This is a genomic window from Rhodococcus sp. 05-2254-5 (assembly GCF_002258575.1).
Taxonomy (GTDB): domain Bacteria; phylum Actinomycetota; class Actinomycetes; order Mycobacteriales; family Mycobacteriaceae; genus Rhodococcoides; species Rhodococcoides fascians.
Map to the genome: position 1 here is coordinate 74,460 of NZ_NOZG01000023.1, position 16,240 is coordinate 90,699.

The window sequence follows — 16,240 nt, forward strand, 5'->3', positions numbered from 1 at the left end:
GACTCACGATCGATTTGCGACCTTCGTCGAGTCGGACGCTTCGACGACAGGTTCCGAGTCCGAACGGGGCAGTCCGTAGACAGAAGTCCGCAGGTCGGTGTTCTTGGTTTCCGGTACGAGCCACACCCCCACCAATCCGATCAGACCGATGAGCGCCATTGCATAGAAGGCAGGCGATACCGGATTTCCGGTGACGCTGATCAACGTTGCTGCGATCAACGGCGTTGTGCCACCGAACAGGGCTACGGAAAGGTTGTACGAAATTCCGTGTCCCCGGCACCGGAGTGCGGTCGGAAAGATCTCGACCATTCCGGTGAACATCGCGGCTCCGTACACGGACAAGCCAATCGAGAGAAGCGCCTGTCCGACGAAGGCTCCGGCCACCGTTCCCGACCCCGCAAGCGCAAACGCGGGATATGCGGCGACCAGGAGCCAGATTGCCCCGGCGTAATACATCGGCTTGCGGCCGAGCCGATCACACAGAATGCCCATCACAGGAAGCAGTGCCGCGAGCACCATGATGGCAGCCATGTTCGACAGCAGGGCACTCGTTGCAGCGATACCGCCCTGGCTGACGACGAATGTGTACATGTAGCCGCTGAGCAGGTAGGCACCGATCGCGTACGGGGGCTGCAGCATTATCACGAGCAGCATGGACTTACGTGTGCTGAAGGTCCCACGCAGTGCGCCAGCCACCGCGTTCCCCGATTCGTCACGGGGGGTCATCTTCTCGTACTCCGCTGCTGCTTCGAGGAATTCGTCGGGATCCTCCAACGTCCTCCGCAGCACGTAGCCGACAACGGCCACGACTCCACCAAGGATGAAGGGGATCCTCCATCCCCACGCCTCGAACGCCTCTTCACCCAAGGCCGAGCGAAGCCCAAAGATGATCGCCGCCACCGCTGCGACGGGCCAGTACGAGAAGGACTTCACTGCTCCCATCCACGATGCTCGCTTCGTCGCGGGTGCCGACTCCACGATATAGCTCTCGACTCCTGTCGTCTCACCGCCGATCGACAGGCCCTGCAGCAGGCGGCAGAAAATGAGGATGAGTGTCGCCGCGATGCCGATCGACTCGTAGGTTGGGATCATTCCGATGAGCATCGTTCCGACACCCATCAGCACGACGGTCCAAGACAAGACGGCCAGGCGGCCGAACTTGTCGCCGACATACCCGAAGAGTGCACCGCCGAACGGCCTCGCAACGAATGAAAGTGCATACACCGCAAAGGTTCCCAGAATCGCGGCGGCTGGGTTTCCTGCCGGGAAGAAGTGAATCGCGATGGTCGGCGCCATCAGCGCGTACACCGAGTAGTCGAACTGCGTTCCGATTTCGCCTATCGCTCCGCCAAGCTTCTTTCGACGGTCACTGTCTTCGTGCGACGCGATCATTCGCTCTCCTTTGTTCTGCGACGAGAACCTCTGCCCGCTCAGGCCTTTTTGACGGCACAGACGGGTTCGCATGATGTAACGGACGACACATTCAAGTACATGCTGTACTAAACCAATCTGTATGTCAATAAGGTGCTAAAGTAATTGTCATACGTTTGACAATGAATATGACTCGACGGGGTGCAGGCAGGACCGCGGTCACCCAACGTCTGATCAGATACCGAGCGAGCAGGTGGGATGAAACAGGTCGGCCACAGACGGCATTTCGACGCGGCAGCGATTCGACAATCGGCAACGGGGCTACCGTCCACTGGACTGCTGAAATCGCAGTCGTAAGAATCCATTTACGGGGATGCAGCTACATCGAAGGTCGGTGCCGACTCTATCGGCAACGCAGAGGGTGTTCATGCCCGGCGGCGCACGAGTCCCATGCCGTATGTGATGGACATTAGGCCGACACCGGCAGCGATGAGATACGGGGCAATGTTCGGATTGGCACCGACGGTGCTGCCCAACACCAGCAGAATAGTTACCCACAGCGCCGCGGCGGCAAAATTGCACAGCGCGAAAGAGCGGAACGACATGGGGGAGGCAGCCGCTAGTCGCGGACCGAGGGTTCTGGTGCCGCCGAACAGATGACTGGCGATGGAGGCGACGGTGGCATGGCGAGCGAAACCGCTCTGTGCCCGCCTGACAAATTTCGCTGAAGAACCTCTCTTCGAGGGAAGCGGTGTCGCATTCTCGCCGCCACGACGGCGGCGCAACAAGAAGGCAGTTTGTGCACCCCCGGACGACGCCAACACCATCACCACTGCCGCAACGATCGGGTCTACGCGACCGAGCCCTACAACCGACCCGACGATGAGCACGGTGCTGGTTCCCGGAAGAACGAGCCCCACGAGCAGCGCAGACTCCGCCAGCAGGACTATCCCGGCTGCACCAAGCAGATACGGCGCACAGATTCCGGCCAGACAGATGAGAACAAGTCCGACATCGGGCACCGCTCCAACCTTTCCAAGCTTCTTGACGAGATTGCTGAATACCGCAACCAGGCTCCGTTGCGGTGGTGCCGGTTGTCGACGTAGCCGCAGTGGCGCTCAGCAAGGACGGAGAGTTCAGATGATCGATCGATCCACATTGTGCGACCTGACCCGGTCGGATTCGTGACGAGTCAAGCTTCGCACGCGAAGTCGGAATATGCGACGTCGCGACAGTGCCTCCGCGAAAGGTGTACGGATAGGGCATCCTTCATTGCCGTGAATGGCTCTACGCTCGACACATGGACAACAAAGCGGAGGTACGCGAGTTTCTGATGACCCGCCGAGCGAAGGTCTCGCCGGAGGATGCGGGCATCACAGGCGGCGGGAACAGGCGCGTAGCCGGTTTGCGACGTAGTGAGGTAGCTGCTCTCGCCGGTCTGTCCGTCGAATACTATGCCCGCATCGAGCGCGGCGCGATCGGCGGTGCGTCGTCATCCGTACTCGATGCGCTATCGCGCGCTCTGCGCCTCGATGATACCGAGCACGCACACCTACTCGACCTCACGCGGGCTGCTGATGGGGTCCCCACCTCCGGACGCCCGCGCCGAAAGGCCGGGCGCGCCGCTGCTCCTCGGATAAGCCTCCAGTGGGCACTGGATTCGATTACCGACGGCGTCGCTTTCGTACGAAATCAGCGACAGGATCTCCTCGCTACGAACAACCTGGGCAAAGCGTTCTACGCGCCGATCATCGGTGACGGTGGGCGAATTCCAAACCTTGCGCGGTTTCAATTTCTTGACCCGATATCCCGCGAGTTTTATCCCGATTGGGATGCATTCGCTCAGATGTGCGTGTCCATCATGCGAGCAGAAGCCGGACGCGATCCACACGATAAGGGCCTGCAAGACTTGGTGGGAGAACTCTCGACGCGAGACGAAACTTTCCGAACGCTGTGGGGGGCGCACAACGTTCGGTCGCATGGCGCTGGCAAGAAGCGCTTCAATCACCCGATCGTCGGTGAGGTCCACCTCGCCTACGAGGAATTGGTCATCACCGCCGATCCCGGTTCCATCCTGATGGTTTACACAGCCGAACCAGGTTCTCCGAGTGCCGAGCGACTGCACCTACTCGGGTCTTGGGCCGCCGAACACAGCCCGAGCAACAGTCAGTTCTAACACTGCGAATTTCGACCGCTGCCGGTCCGTCACCTGCTCAGTGACAACGACACGACCGCCGAACCTGCTACGCGTCGAACACCCGCCCGCCGGCTGGAAGGCGGGTGCACGAACCGCTCCTATTGTCCGCTGTTCATCGGTCCGATCGAGCAACTGTACCCGTCACGCTGCCTTCGATCGCCCCGACGACGTCGGGTCCGATCTCGTCCATGCTCCCCAAGATAACGATTCCGGGGAAGTAGCTTTGGTCCCCGTAGTACAGGACGAAATCGTTTCCCGGAGAGTAGTACCCGATGTCACCCGGGTTGGGGTCCGCTCCCGAAGGTGAACCGTCGGTTGTCAATTCGGCAGGTAGCGGTCCGGTCTTCTCCACCGAGCCGTGATCGGACAGGGTAAGCGTCAGTGGAAGTTGTGCCAGCAGTTCACGACTTGCCGCGCTGTCGTTCAGCGTTCCACCGACCGTTGTGCCGCCTACCTGAATTTCGACTCGCATGGATTCTCCATTCTCCGTCGTGACATTCTCCCCGCTGGTCGTCGCGGTATCCGCGGTCCGTGGCGTGGCAAAAGATTCCGATGGTGCGACGTCGGGGGAATCGGTTCCCCCGGAGCAGGACACAAGTGCAAGGACGCACAGCAGTCCAACCGCAGACGACGCCCCGCGCATTCTCGATCGGACCCTGGCTGTCGTGCCCATCCCGCTCACGAGCTGGAGTGACGTTCGTAGGTCACACGAAATCCGTCTGCCGGATCACTCGGCGTCAGGACCAACGTGTCGCCATCGACCTCGTAGTTTCGATCGAGGGTCTGCCCGATCAAATCGCGTGCCAACGCCGATTCGACTGTGATGGTGAATGTTCCGGCATCCGCATCGGTGGTCAGGTCGCCGTAGAACGCCTCGTATCCCTGCACCGTCAAAGCCGTGTCAGGTGCCTCGGTGTCTGGGTTCATGGCCTGGACGGACACTGTGTCACTGGTGAAGGTGATCTGGCCCGAGTAAGGCACCGGCTGCAGGTCGCCCTCGGTCCCGACCTCGAGTGACGTCATGCGCCACTCGCCGACCAGCGAGTCGCTACCCTCCTCGTCCGAGCCTTGCGAGCACGCAGCGATCGAACCCAGCAACCCCAATGTGATTGCTCCCGTAAGTATTTGCTTCTTCATCGTTCCTACCTTTGAGTGTGAGACAAATCGTCTCTCCACACGGTAGGTGCACAAATCGGACAATGGGAGTCCCTGCCAGGGCACCTATCTCGCATCCTCTGTCGCCGTCGTACCGATCAGCCGCGTTGCAACACCGAACATGGACATTCAGCGACCGCCCATGGGGCCGGTCCGGGCAGGCGATCGACACCTGAACGCATCGGATCGGCGTCAAAACACTGCTGGCTGGCAGGATCCTCGCCCTTCTGAACCACGGAGATGTGTTTCACGAACACCCCCGACGCGGCAACGGGGCAGTCCTATTCTTTGCATGACGCGTAAGTGTTGACCGTTCATGTGTAAGTGCATGCCGTGCTGGCTCCCGGGGCGAAACGAACCGTCGCGACAATACAGCGGACTCGATTTTCACGATCCTGCAATCTCGATCGATTCGATTGAGCTCACCTGCAGCCCAACTTATTGGGCAGCATCCCCGTCGAACAATTCTTTAGCGACGCCCATCGCAGCCATCCCCTTGGGCCAACCCGCGTACATCATGACGTGCGTGATCGCCTCGATCAGCTCGTTCTGCGTTAGGCCGTTCTCAACAGCGCGCCCGAGGTGGAACCCGAGCTGCTCGGTGTCGCCCCCGGCCGTCAGCACCGCTACTGTCAGCAGGCTTCGGTCGCGGGCAGCAAGTTCGGTCCTGTTCCAGACATCGGCAAAGAGCACGTCGTCGGTGAGCTCGGCGAGCTTAGGGGCGAACTCCCCGAAGCTCGCCCGCCCACCTCCTACTTGCTTTGGTTGGTCGGTCACGGCAATCCTTCCTGGTCGATATCACCAGCATGGCGTGTAAGGCCCGAGGAGGGAAGGCACTGCCGAAGAGCGCACCGACAGGGCATCATTCACTGCTCGAACCTGAAGATATGAGACCCGGAGCTCTCGAGGATTGTGGCCAAAGCGCTGGTCCCCTGCTGCCCGTGCGACACCGAGGCGTCAGTCGAAGACGAATACGCCCTTGCCGATCTCGCGTCGATCGAACAACCTGTAAGCACGTTCAGCTTCGGAAATCCGGAACTCGTCTGTGAACAGTGCCTCGATGTCGAGGTCACGCTCCGCCACGAACGATGCGCACTCCTCCTGGAGATTCTTGCTGAACGTAAGCGACCCCACGATCGTCTTGTGAAGATGGATCAGCTCGTCACTGCTGATCTCCAAGGGGCCGAATACACCGACCATGCACGCAGTCCCCCAAGGCCGAATCGACAGCACTGCGTGTTGACGCACGGTAGCGTTGGCGCTGCATTCGATCGACTTGTCTGCACCCTCGCCGTCACTTGTCAACGCTCGAACGGCCTCCACTGCATCGACTTCCGCGGAGTTGACAACGAAGTCGGCACCGAACCGCTTCGCCATCTCGAGTCGTGCAGGATCGATGTCCACCGCAATGACGCGAGCACCGAATGCTTTGGCCAACAACGTCGCACTCAATCCGACAGGTCCCTGACCGAAGATCGCGACCGTGTCAGCAGCGGTCAGGTCGATCCTTTTGATCGCCGCAAACGCAGTACCCGTTCCGCACGAGATCGCAGCACCCGTCTTGAACGACAAAGAATCCGGCAGTTTGATCAGCGTGTGCGCAGGGACCTTCATGAAGTCAGCGTGTGCACCATCGCCGTTGAGGCCCCCGTACACGATGCGTCCGTTCGGGCAGTATTGCGTCCAACCGGAGCGACAGTACCGACATGCGCGGCAGCCGTCGTAGTGATGGACCATGACGCGATCCCCCACCTGTGCCTCGGTGGGTCGGACCGCATTTCCTACGGAATCGACAACTCCGCACGGCTCATGGCCTTCGATTACCAGTGCGTCCGCGGGCCGTTTCGGGCTGTGTAGGTGATGCAGGTCGCTGCCGCACATCCCGGAGGCCTTGACACTGATGACCACCTCGTCCGGACCTGGCACTGGATCCGGTAAGCGACGAACCTCGATCTTGTTCTCGCCAAGAAAAATTACGGCATCCATTTTGTGGCTCCCATGTGTGGTTGACGGGGTCAGTTGCCGGTTCGCGTCGGTCCGACCGACACGTCGGCGTCCTTCGGCGTCCGAGAATCGGCCTCTCGATCGTCTCTGGACAGAGCCTCCTCGGAGATCTGGCTGAGAGCTTCTCGAGAAGTGTCGACGCGCGCAACGGCATACATCAGGGTTGCGATCACATACAAGCCCGACAGAGCCAGGATTACTCCGACAATTCCGAAGTGGGAGTACAACCAAAGGACGATGAACGGGGAGAAGATCAAGCCCACACGACCGACGGTCTGAGTCAATCCCCCGCCGCGGAACCGGAAGGCGGTCGGGAAGAACTCAGGCACTGTGCCGAGACACATCGTCAAGAACGATGCGGCCATGGCCACCAGGATGAAACCGATGACGACAATCAGAGCCGGATGCTGCATGAAGGGATAGATACCCGCGAATATCGCAGCGAGTGTTCCGAAGATCACGATGCTGTTTCGACGACCGATGCGGTCAGCGATCAGAACGCACAGCAACGGCCCGACAACGTATCCGGACATTATCGCGGCGTTGAAGCCCAAGGACCGCGACACAGTGAGCCCCTGCTCGACGAAGAAAGTGGGCATCCAACCAGTAATCACGTTGGAGCCGAACAAGCAGATGACAGTGAGGAACAAAGCCATTGCCGTCCGAGCGATCACCGGACGGGAAAACAGCACCGTGATCGGTACCCATTCGGCCTTCGCGCTGACGGAGGTCGACGCGGCGTCGGAGCTCTCCGGTGAGTTGTTCAGGCTGTGCGGGATGCCGTTCTGCCTTTCGATCTCCTGCATGACCGCTTCGGCTTCTTCGTACCGCCCGCGTGACTCCAACCACCGCGGCGACTCCGGCATCGACCGGCGCAGCCACCACGCAACGAGTGCACCGACGCCCCCGATAACGAACATCGCGCGCCACGAGAAGGTGGGAATCACCAACCAACCCAAGACAGCGGACACTGTCACCCCCAGTCCACCGAAGAAGCCGAGGATTCCCAGATACCGACCACGACGAGCACGCGGAATGAACTCGGTGATCATGCCGTAGCAGATGACGTATTCGGCACCCATCCCGATACTCATGAGAAAGCGCAGGGCAATCAGAATTTCCATGTTTGGTGCCATCGCGGCGCACAACGCCAAGACTGCGAACAACCCCAGGTTGAACTGAAATGCGAAGCCTCGGCCGACGCGGTCGCTGAGCCAACCCGCGAACGCTGCCCCGATCGCCAGACCAGCGAACGTGAACGACAGAAACAGAGAGTTCAGTTCCAGCGTAGAAAAGCCGGTAGGCAGCATCGAAGCAAGAACTGCAGCAGAGAGCTTGTTGTCGAATGCATCCCAGAACATTCCGAGCCCTACCAGAATGATCATGCGCCGATGGAATCTTCCCATCGGCAAGTTGTCGAGTCGCCTACCAACATCGATGCGTGTGCTCACTGCCCCGCCCCTCTCGACACTGGCTCAGTACCGACACCGAGAAGCCGTACACCTCGCCTGCTTCGATCGACCGGACACGTTCGAAGTTCAGCTTTCACTGCAACATACCTTTGATTGGTGTTCTTATTTCGTCGGGCGCAAGCACCGAGCTCCAGGTGGTCTTCGCGGGATCCGTTGGCAGGCAACAGCGAGATGCTGCACTTGGTCGCGTGCAATATCAATCGTCTTTCTTGTTGTACAGATCACGTTGAGCTCGATGTCCATTAAGTCGTCACAGCTCGCCCACGTCCAATACCGAAAGCCGATTCGGCATATAGACCACTACGATCTCCACCGACCAACTGCTGGTCGATCGAGGTGCCGGACACAGTGGATGCGTTTCGCCTACTCGAATTTCGGTCGGCCGAGCGCAGGAATCGGCGCGATGTGCGGTGCACCCGGTCGGCTCGGAATTTTGCTCGGCCGAGATATCCCCCGCGCGCAGCGCAGCCATTTCGAGTGGAAAAGTGCGGGTCTACAAGCATGCCTGTCGACAGGGGCCACGACCGGCTCGACGATCGCCGAATGATCAACCCAACCGCCCGATTTCCGATGACAACCAACGGTGTTGGCGGCGGAACAAGATATAGCGGACACCGTCGCCGACGCTGCTCATTCGGTTGTACGGTCCATCCGATCGCCATAATCGAGCGAGGACCCCTGCCGCGCTCTACAAGATGCTCGATGCCGATTGCTCTGTGGCTCTCAACGAGTGAGGTTCGTCAGGGTCGCAACGCCGAATGCGCGGGCAGCATCATCCCACCGCCCCAGCAGACCGAGCAGGTTCTCCCCGTCCGCACGGTACGAACGGATTTCGAGTTCGAGAACCTCGAGAATGCCAGTTCGCAGCTCTGTGTTGAAGTTGATCTTGCCGACGTTCATCGTTCTCGCCCTGGCCAGATCCTCCGCTGGGATTCCCGATGCACCGTGCAAGACGAGTGGTATCGAGGTGCGCGTGGCGACGTCGCGCAGAACATCCCACTTCAACTGTGGTTCGCCGCGATATGCGCCGTGAACATTGCCCACTGCAACGGCAAGAAGTTGAGCACCGGTCCGAGCCAGGAAGTCCGTGACCAATGTGGGATCGGTGAGGCCAGCACTGGATTCCTCGGCATCGGACGCGACATGAGCACGGTCCTCGTCGCCGGCGAGGCCACCCAGCTCTGCTTCGATAACGATGTTCGGGCCGATGAGCTCTCGTGCCGCTCGGACCAACGCGATGTTGTCCTCGTACGCGAGGGCAGAACCGTCTACCAGAACGGAATCGGCCCCCGCCGCCACCGCCGCGGCGATCACTTCCAAGTCTCCAGCATGGTCCAGCTGGACTGCGACCGGAACGACGGCTCCGTCCGCGAGGCCTCGAAGTGCCGTGATCAGCCGGCACCCGTTCTCGGTCGCCGCCACCTTGGGAGCGACCAGCAACGTCGTCCCGCAGCCGGAAGTCTCCGCAGCGGCGACAACGGCGAGCGCCGTCGTGAAGTCGTAACAGGTGAAGGCGGGCACAGCCGACCCACGCAACAGGCTCACAGAAACCAGATCATCGAGTCGCGTGCGCATCAGAGGACACCGTGCCAACACCCAGCAGTGGAACCCAGCTGTCGGATTACGAACGAGCTCGATCCGCGATATGTGCTCATGCTGTCCCGCCGACTTTTTCCTCGAATTTGCTACTCAGTTTTCGAGTCACATCGACCAGCGATCGATCGTCGCCGACGTTGCCGGGAAATACGATGTACGGGATGCCTTTACCCGGACCTTCGGCTGGCTCCCACAGAGAGACAATGCCGGGCAGCATGGGCCCGCGCACGATCGCGTGGCGGATCTCCATACCGTATGCGGCCACGTCGGAGGACGTAATCCCTCCCTTGGCGATGACAAACCGGGGCGGAAAGGCTTCGAGGGTCCTCTTCACGACATCAACGACCGCAGCGGAGACGGTACGAGCAATTTCCAAACTCGACGACGCTTCATCGGTCTTGACGAGTGCTCGGCAAGTGTGCACGATGACGTCTCCGTCATGCAGGCCATCGACCACATCGGCGACGATTCCGTCGATATACGGATTGTCGGGCGCTTGGCGACCGGAAAGCAGTAGCTGCTCGACATCGATTTCGATGACACGAGCCGATCCGTGAGCCGATGTGAGGGCGTTGAGTTGACGGGTGGTGATCGCAACATGCGATCCCACCACGATCAATCCGCCGGCTTGGGCGGAAGTATTGCTTGCGTATACGTCCTCTGACACCAGAGCGGCACGAATTTCCTGACCGATGCGCGCCCGGACGAATGGCGGACCGACTCGGTACAGTAGCTTCTTTCCGCGGCGTTCGGCTTCCAGCAGTCCGAGCGCCAAGGCTCGAAGATCGTTCTCCGTGACAACGTCTGCGACGATCGGAGTCGAGTTCGTTGCAGGCTCGATGGCATCGGCAATAGCTTTCGCCGAGACGCTCGGGTCCTGTGTGGCCGCACCCGCTCGAATGACGTTCAGGTCCAGGACGATCACGGACTTCGCAGGAAAACGACCGTCCGACTTCTCTTCGATGTACTCGGGCAGCGACGAGTGGACGAAGCCGAAGCTGGCATCGCTCGCAAACTCCGTTTCCCCGACGGGTATCAGGTTTCCCGACTCGGTACCCGTTGCGCGCATGTAGTGGACTCCACCGATGGTGATCCGACCTGCGTCGGGAAATGCAGGGACGACCACAACGCCATCGGTGCCATCGCCGGTCACCGCTTTCACGGTGGCGGCGATGACATCGGGCTCGAGTGGGTAGTGTCCACGCAGAGTCGAGTCACTCCGGCTTACGAACGACAGTGTCAAGCGTCCGTCTACGGTCGCGGCCGATGTCAGCGCGTTTCGTACCGCCTCTTCGTTGCGGGCAGCGGCCTCGGCAGGGCTGAGGCTTCGAGTGTTGGTCAGTACGTAGACAGCCGGTTTGGTTTTCTCTTCTCGAATGTGCTTGAAGGCCCAGTCGAAATCACTCGGCTCCCACCGGGTGAGTACCGGTACGTCCCACACGGACTGCGTGCCTGTGGGGTCGTCATCCAGTACGACCAATACGCGAAAACTGTCGCCGTCGTGCGCGATGTTCTCCGACACGGCCGACGCTGAAATCGTTACCTCTTCGGGAAAAGCTGACAACACTTCATGTTCGAGCAACACTGCGCACTCCATTGTGACGGCTAGTTCGGTTTCGAGGTAGACAAACTCGGATCTGTCAGACGGCCACTGCGGAGACGCGTTCAGCCAGGTAACCGACACCCATGCGCGGACTGGACAACACAGTAACCCCAGTTTTCTCCTGCAACACCTCGGCGAGGCGGTTCATCGAAGCTTGCGCCAGAACGATCAGGTCGACCGTTTCGGCGAGGTTCGTCGCCTGCTCGATAATCAGTGCGTCATGCTTTTCGCGGTCTCCGGCCATCAGAACCGCGAACGCACCCTCACACAACCGCTGCTGGATTTCCACCTCGCGGCCGATCTCGACTGCCTTCTTTTCGATCAGATCGGACGTAGGGCCCAGAGTGGTCGGCACCGTTGCCAGAACGCCGATCCGTCGACCGTCGCTGGCGGCTTGGAGTGCCATTGCCTCGTCGATCTTAACTACGGGGGTGTTGACGTTCTGCGCGGCAACATCCAACGCCGGGCCGAGCGAGGAGCACGCGGAAAAGATGATGTCGGCACCTGCGGCCTCCGCAGCCTGGGCAAGACGGGTCATCCGTTCCTCACTCTTCCGAGAGATTCCCTGTTCGCGAACGACTGTGGCCAGAACATCGGAGTCCACGAAATGCATCACCTCTGCATCGGGAATCAACTCGGCGATCAAGTCGTTGATCACAGGCTCGACGGAGACGAAAACGAAACTCGTATGGAGAATTGCAATCTTCTTTGTCACGATATCCTCTTTCTAGGTGGCACCGGATTGTGAATCAGAGCGTGTTCGGCGAACGGTTCATTGGGGCGAACGGCTACGTCCGCAGATCGCGACGCGTAATCAATTTGCATGGCGCAGTGGCACGGCCGTGAATTGGTCACAACACGAGCCGGCTGACGGTCGACGCGCTCACGAAACGGCAGGTCCGCGGCGAAGGGTGGTCGTAGGGAGTCAGCCCGATCGGCGCTCGAGCGCGATCCGACCATTCCCTCCCCTGAAAGTCCTTTCGGGTCACATACCATTAACAGGCATGCACAATTCCATGTCCAATATCGGTTTGTGATCAGCCATATAGCCTCCCTCTATGGACCCGCGATGTGCGTAACCACGCGGCTCACGTCGGCCGAACGAGCGTGATCGCCCAATTCCCCCGCGTACCAGAATATGTGCCGATCAACGTAGAGTGGAGTCGACAGTCTGGAATGGGCGCACTCCCCTGATGCGCCTCACCGACGAGTATTCGACGCCCACAGCAAGGATCGGCATTGGCATCGCGAGAACGAACCTGGACCATCCGTCTGCTGATTCTTGCGGCTTCGGCTTCCATTGCAGTGAGCATCATCTATCTGCCACAGGCGCTATTGACCGCCATGGCGGCGTCGTTCGGTATCTCACCGTTGGTCACCGGTGCAGTGGCGACCGCGGTCCAAATCGGCTACGCAATCGGAATCTTCCTGTTCGTTCCACTTGCCGACCGAGTACATCCGCGTCGACACATCACGATTCAGTCGGCCGCGCTCGGCGTGGCATTAGCAGTGTCCGCGGTGGTGCCCAATGTCGTTGCGCTAGCGATCAGCTTCTTCACAGTTGGGCTGGTGGCCAATATTGCGCAGGTCCTCATTCCGGTGGTGGGCAAATTGGCTCCGGAGGACAAACGGTCCCGGGCTACCGGGACCATGGTCGGCGCTCTTCTGATCGGGGTCTTCGGTGGCCGAATCATTGCCGGTCTGCTTGTCGACTCGATCGGATGGAGGCTCGTCGTTGCTGTTTTCGCCGCGACGATCCTCTGCACCATTCCGCTTACTCGACGAATTCTGCAGGTGAAGTGGGTAACTCCCGCACCGGGCAGTAAGTACCGCGTGCTTCTGGCCGATACTTTGAGGCTCACCACACGTAGTCCCGAACTCGTCGAATCCTCGTTCATACAGTTCTTCGCATTCGCGACGTTCAACATGTTCTGGACTGTCAGCGTGATACATCTGACGTCGGAGACCCACGGCTGGTCGGTTGCGTCCGCGGGACTCTTCGGATTGGTCGGCCTTTCAGCGGTTGTGATAACCCCACTTTTCGGCCCGGCTATCGACCGATTCGGATCCCTTGGGGTGATCGCAGTGAGCCTGCCGATCTTGTTGTGCGCCTGCATATCCGTCGCACTCGATTCCGATCACATCGCGTTGTTCGCGGTATCACTGTTCGTCGTAACTGCCTGCAACCAATCGCTGCAGGCAGCAAACCAGACGAGGGTGCTCTCCGCAAACGAGCAGTACGAGGCGCGAGCCAACACCATGTTCATGGTCGCCGTCTTTGCGGGTGGTTCGACGGGTGCCGTCCTGGCGCCTCTTGCTTACGGGCTCGGCCAGACGCCTGCTGTCGCCATGATCGCATCGATACTCATTGCCGTCGACATCGCGGTGTTGTGCGTGGTCTGCGTGCGTCACAGGCGCCGAACCGCAGTCACATCGAGCGATCTGGGGCTGGTCGATGAGTCGACCAGCCCCAGATAGTTCCGATGCGCTTGGCAGTAGCCGGTTCAGTGGAAGGACCGGCCTCCATCGGTCGCGAGCGCTGAGCCTGTGACGTACGAAGATTCCGAGCTGGTCAAGAACAGAATCGAACGAGCAATTTCGATCGGCTCAGCCAAACGGCCCAGCGCATAGTTCCCAACGTTGTTTCGGTGTCCGTCTGCCATCGCGGTGTCCACCATCCCGGGGCACACACTGTTGACTCGCACTGTCGGTGCCAGCTCGGCGGCGAGAACGCGAGTCAGGTTCAACACTCCACCCTTGGAGGCGGCGTATGCGGTGTATCCGGGGGCATTGGGTAGCAAGCCTTGCGCTGACGCGATATTCACGATTGTCGCGGTCTCCTCCTTCTGCAGCCAGGGGATACAACTACGCAGAACTATGTAAGCACCGGTCAAATTGACCTCCAGCACGTGCCGCCAGTCCGCCGCCGTGACGTCGGATGCCAGGCCGCGGAACATAATTCCTGCGGCATTGACTACACCGTCTATGCCGCCCAGCGCAGTGCCCGCTCGATCGACCGTATACCCAACCGCCTCCTCGTCGGTGATATCGACCGCGTAACCGGTTCCACCGGTAAGTTCGGCAGACTGCATTACGCCACGTTCGTCACGATCCAGTAGCGCGAGCGAAGCACCCTCGCTCGCGAAGAGCTGGGCAGTCGACTTGCCGATTCCCGACGCTGCGCCGGTCACAACTATTTTGCGTCCGAGCAATCGTTGCCCGGGGGTCGTCGAATGAGCTTCCATGCCTATCGAAGGCGTCATGATGCCGCGTCCCTCTCCTCTGTCTTCCGATCTCAGCAACCAACGACGATCCGACTCAGCGCATCACGAAAGCATTGGATGGCGCACCGTCATCGGTGGAGATGACAATGCTCTTGGTATCGAGATATCCGTCCACGGCTTCTATTCCGTGTTCGCGACCTAAACCGGACTGTTTGGTACCGCCGAATGGAACCATGTAGCTGTACGTACGGTAGGTGTTCACCCACACGGTCCCGACGTCGAGGGCCTTCGACATTCGTAGCGCGCGTCCAACGTTTTCGGTCCACACGCCTGCAACAAGGCCATACGCCACGTCATTACCGAGGGCGATCGCGTGCTTCTCGTCCTCGAATTCGATGATCGAAAGGATGGGGCCGAACACTTCCTCCTGCGCGATCCGCATGTCGTTGGTGACGTCTGTGTAGATCGTCGGCTCGATGAACTGACCACCGGTGAGATCAGCGCCACTGGCCGGCTTACCGCCGAGAAGGCAACGAGCTCCCTCGGCGTTCGCAATGTCGATGTAGTCCAGTACTTTTCGATACTGCGGTGGCGTAGCGATGGGGCCCACATTGGTCAGTGGATCGTTCGGATCGCCGAGTCGGATGCTGCGGGCAATCTCCACCAACTTCTCGGTGAACGCGTCCTTGATGGAACTGTGGACGAGCAGCCTCGAGCCGGCGGAACACATCTGCCCTGAGGCACCGAAAATCCCCGAGACCACTCCTGTCGCGGCCTTGTCCAGATCCGCGTCCTCGAACACGATGTTCGGTGATTTTCCGCCCAGTTCGAGCGACACACGCTTCATCGTGCGAGCGGCGCTCTCGTAGACCCTGGCCCCGGTCGTATCGGACCCAGTGAACGTAATCTTCGCGACATCGGGATGTTCCACGAGCGCCGAGCCGACATCCGGGCCGAGTCCTGTCACGACATTGAACACACCGGCAGGCAACCCGGCCTGCCTGGTCAGCTCGGCGAATTCCAACGTACTGGCAGAAGCGAACTCCGACGGCTTCACGATGACGGTGCACCCGGCGGCCAGCGCCGGTGCACACTTGACCGCCGCAAACCACAGTGGCGAATTCCACGCGGTGAGAGCTGCGACAACCCCGATCGGCTCTCGGTACGTGAAGGCAACCGAATCGGACTTCTCGATGGGGATTGTCGATCCCTGAATTTTGTCGGCCAACCCGGCGTAGTAGTACCAAACATCGGCAAGCGATGCCAACTGTCCGTTGACCTCAGCGAGTAGCTTTCCGTTGTCACGAACCTCGACGGCCGCCAAGTGATCGGCGTTCGCGAGTACGAGATCTCCCAAACGGCGCATGATCTTTCCGCGCGCCGACGCCGACATCGACGACCACGGTCCGTCGGTCATCGCGCGGCGGGCTACCGAAACCGTCCGTGTGACGTCGTTCTGATTACCGAGAGGGATCTGCGCCCACGCTTCCCCTCGATAGGGATCGACGGTGTCGGTCCACTGCCCTCCGTCGGGGTCGACCCAATCTCCGTCGACGAACATCTGGTACTTCTTCATAGTCGATCCCTTCGTTTTATTGTCATGCGAGAGTTGGCCACG

Annotated in this window: 14 protein-coding genes; 2 read left to right on the forward strand and 12 right to left on the reverse strand. The window is 60.0% G+C overall.

All coding sequences use genetic code 11. The annotated features are described in order from the left end of the window. Positions 1–3: 3 nt before the first annotated feature. Together CH278_RS14980 and CH278_RS14985 are read right to left on the reverse strand one after the other, a co-directional pair. On the reverse strand, positions 4–1,392 hold the full coding sequence (locus tag CH278_RS14980; RefSeq protein ID WP_094622267.1) for an MFS transporter: 1,389 nt from the start codon (positions 1,390–1,392) through the stop codon (positions 4–6). A 404-nt stretch (positions 1,393–1,796) separates the two neighbouring features. Beyond that, on the reverse strand, positions 1,797–2,393 hold the full coding sequence (locus tag CH278_RS14985; protein ID WP_052060096.1) for a DedA family protein: 597 nt from the start codon (positions 2,391–2,393) through the stop codon (positions 1,797–1,799). Positions 2,394–2,671: 278 nt separating this feature from the next. Between CH278_RS14985 and CH278_RS14990 the strand changes: the two genes are divergently transcribed. Next, positions 2,672–3,547 (forward strand): helix-turn-helix transcriptional regulator, encoded by an 876-nt coding sequence (locus tag CH278_RS14990; protein ID WP_094622268.1) that lies wholly within the window; start codon positions 2,672–2,674, stop codon positions 3,545–3,547. A 133-nt stretch (positions 3,548–3,680) separates the two neighbouring features. Here CH278_RS14990 and CH278_RS28035 read toward each other — a convergent pair whose 3' ends face one another. The 8 genes from CH278_RS28035 to CH278_RS15035 form a co-directional block, all read right to left on the reverse strand. Then, on the reverse strand, positions 3,681–4,040 hold the full coding sequence (locus CH278_RS28035; RefSeq protein WP_037183667.1) for a cyclophilin-like fold protein: 360 nt from the start codon (positions 4,038–4,040) through the stop codon (positions 3,681–3,683). Between the two features lie 206 nt (positions 4,041–4,246). Next, complete coding sequence (locus CH278_RS15000) at positions 4,247–4,705, reverse strand: lipocalin-like domain-containing protein (RefSeq protein WP_037183665.1); 459 nt, start codon at positions 4,703–4,705, stop codon at positions 4,247–4,249. 456 nt (positions 4,706–5,161) lie between these two features. After that, positions 5,162–5,500 (reverse strand): carboxymuconolactone decarboxylase family protein, encoded by a 339-nt coding sequence (locus CH278_RS15005; protein WP_037183663.1) that lies wholly within the window; start codon positions 5,498–5,500, stop codon positions 5,162–5,164. A gap of 180 nt (positions 5,501–5,680) precedes the next feature. Next, a complete protein-coding gene (locus CH278_RS15010; RefSeq protein ID WP_094622270.1) occupies positions 5,681–6,709 on the reverse strand; it encodes a zinc-dependent alcohol dehydrogenase family protein in 1,029 nt (342 codons plus the stop codon). Between the two features lie 29 nt (positions 6,710–6,738). Beyond that, on the reverse strand, positions 6,739–8,112 hold the full coding sequence (locus CH278_RS15015; RefSeq protein WP_218828716.1) for an MFS transporter: 1,374 nt from the start codon (positions 8,110–8,112) through the stop codon (positions 6,739–6,741). An 810-nt stretch (positions 8,113–8,922) separates the two neighbouring features. Beyond that, positions 8,923–9,774: a class II fructose-bisphosphate aldolase gene (locus CH278_RS15025; protein WP_094622341.1), complete on the reverse strand. Its 852-nt coding sequence runs from the start codon at positions 9,772–9,774 to the stop codon at positions 8,923–8,925. Between the two features lie 76 nt (positions 9,775–9,850). Beyond that, positions 9,851–11,380, reverse strand: a complete 1,530-nt coding sequence (locus CH278_RS15030; protein WP_094622342.1) for a four-carbon acid sugar kinase family protein — start codon at positions 11,378–11,380, stop codon at positions 9,851–9,853. Between the two features lie 55 nt (positions 11,381–11,435). After that, on the reverse strand, positions 11,436–12,113 hold the full coding sequence (locus CH278_RS15035; protein WP_037183658.1) for an aspartate/glutamate racemase family protein: 678 nt from the start codon (positions 12,111–12,113) through the stop codon (positions 11,436–11,438). 524 nt (positions 12,114–12,637) lie between these two features. Here CH278_RS15035 and CH278_RS15040 point away from each other — a divergent pair. After that, positions 12,638–13,876 (forward strand): MFS transporter, encoded by a 1,239-nt coding sequence (locus CH278_RS15040; protein WP_176459269.1) that lies wholly within the window; start codon positions 12,638–12,640, stop codon positions 13,874–13,876. A gap of 26 nt (positions 13,877–13,902) precedes the next feature. On the opposite strand, the gene CH278_RS15045 is transcribed toward CH278_RS15040, so the two are convergent. After that, positions 13,903–14,661, reverse strand: a complete 759-nt coding sequence (locus CH278_RS15045) for an SDR family NAD(P)-dependent oxidoreductase (RefSeq protein WP_208601183.1) — start codon at positions 14,659–14,661, stop codon at positions 13,903–13,905. Between the two features lie 55 nt (positions 14,662–14,716). Then, positions 14,717–16,198, reverse strand: a complete 1,482-nt coding sequence (locus CH278_RS15050; RefSeq protein WP_094622274.1) for an aldehyde dehydrogenase — start codon at positions 16,196–16,198, stop codon at positions 14,717–14,719. Positions 16,199–16,240 lie beyond the last annotated feature (42 nt).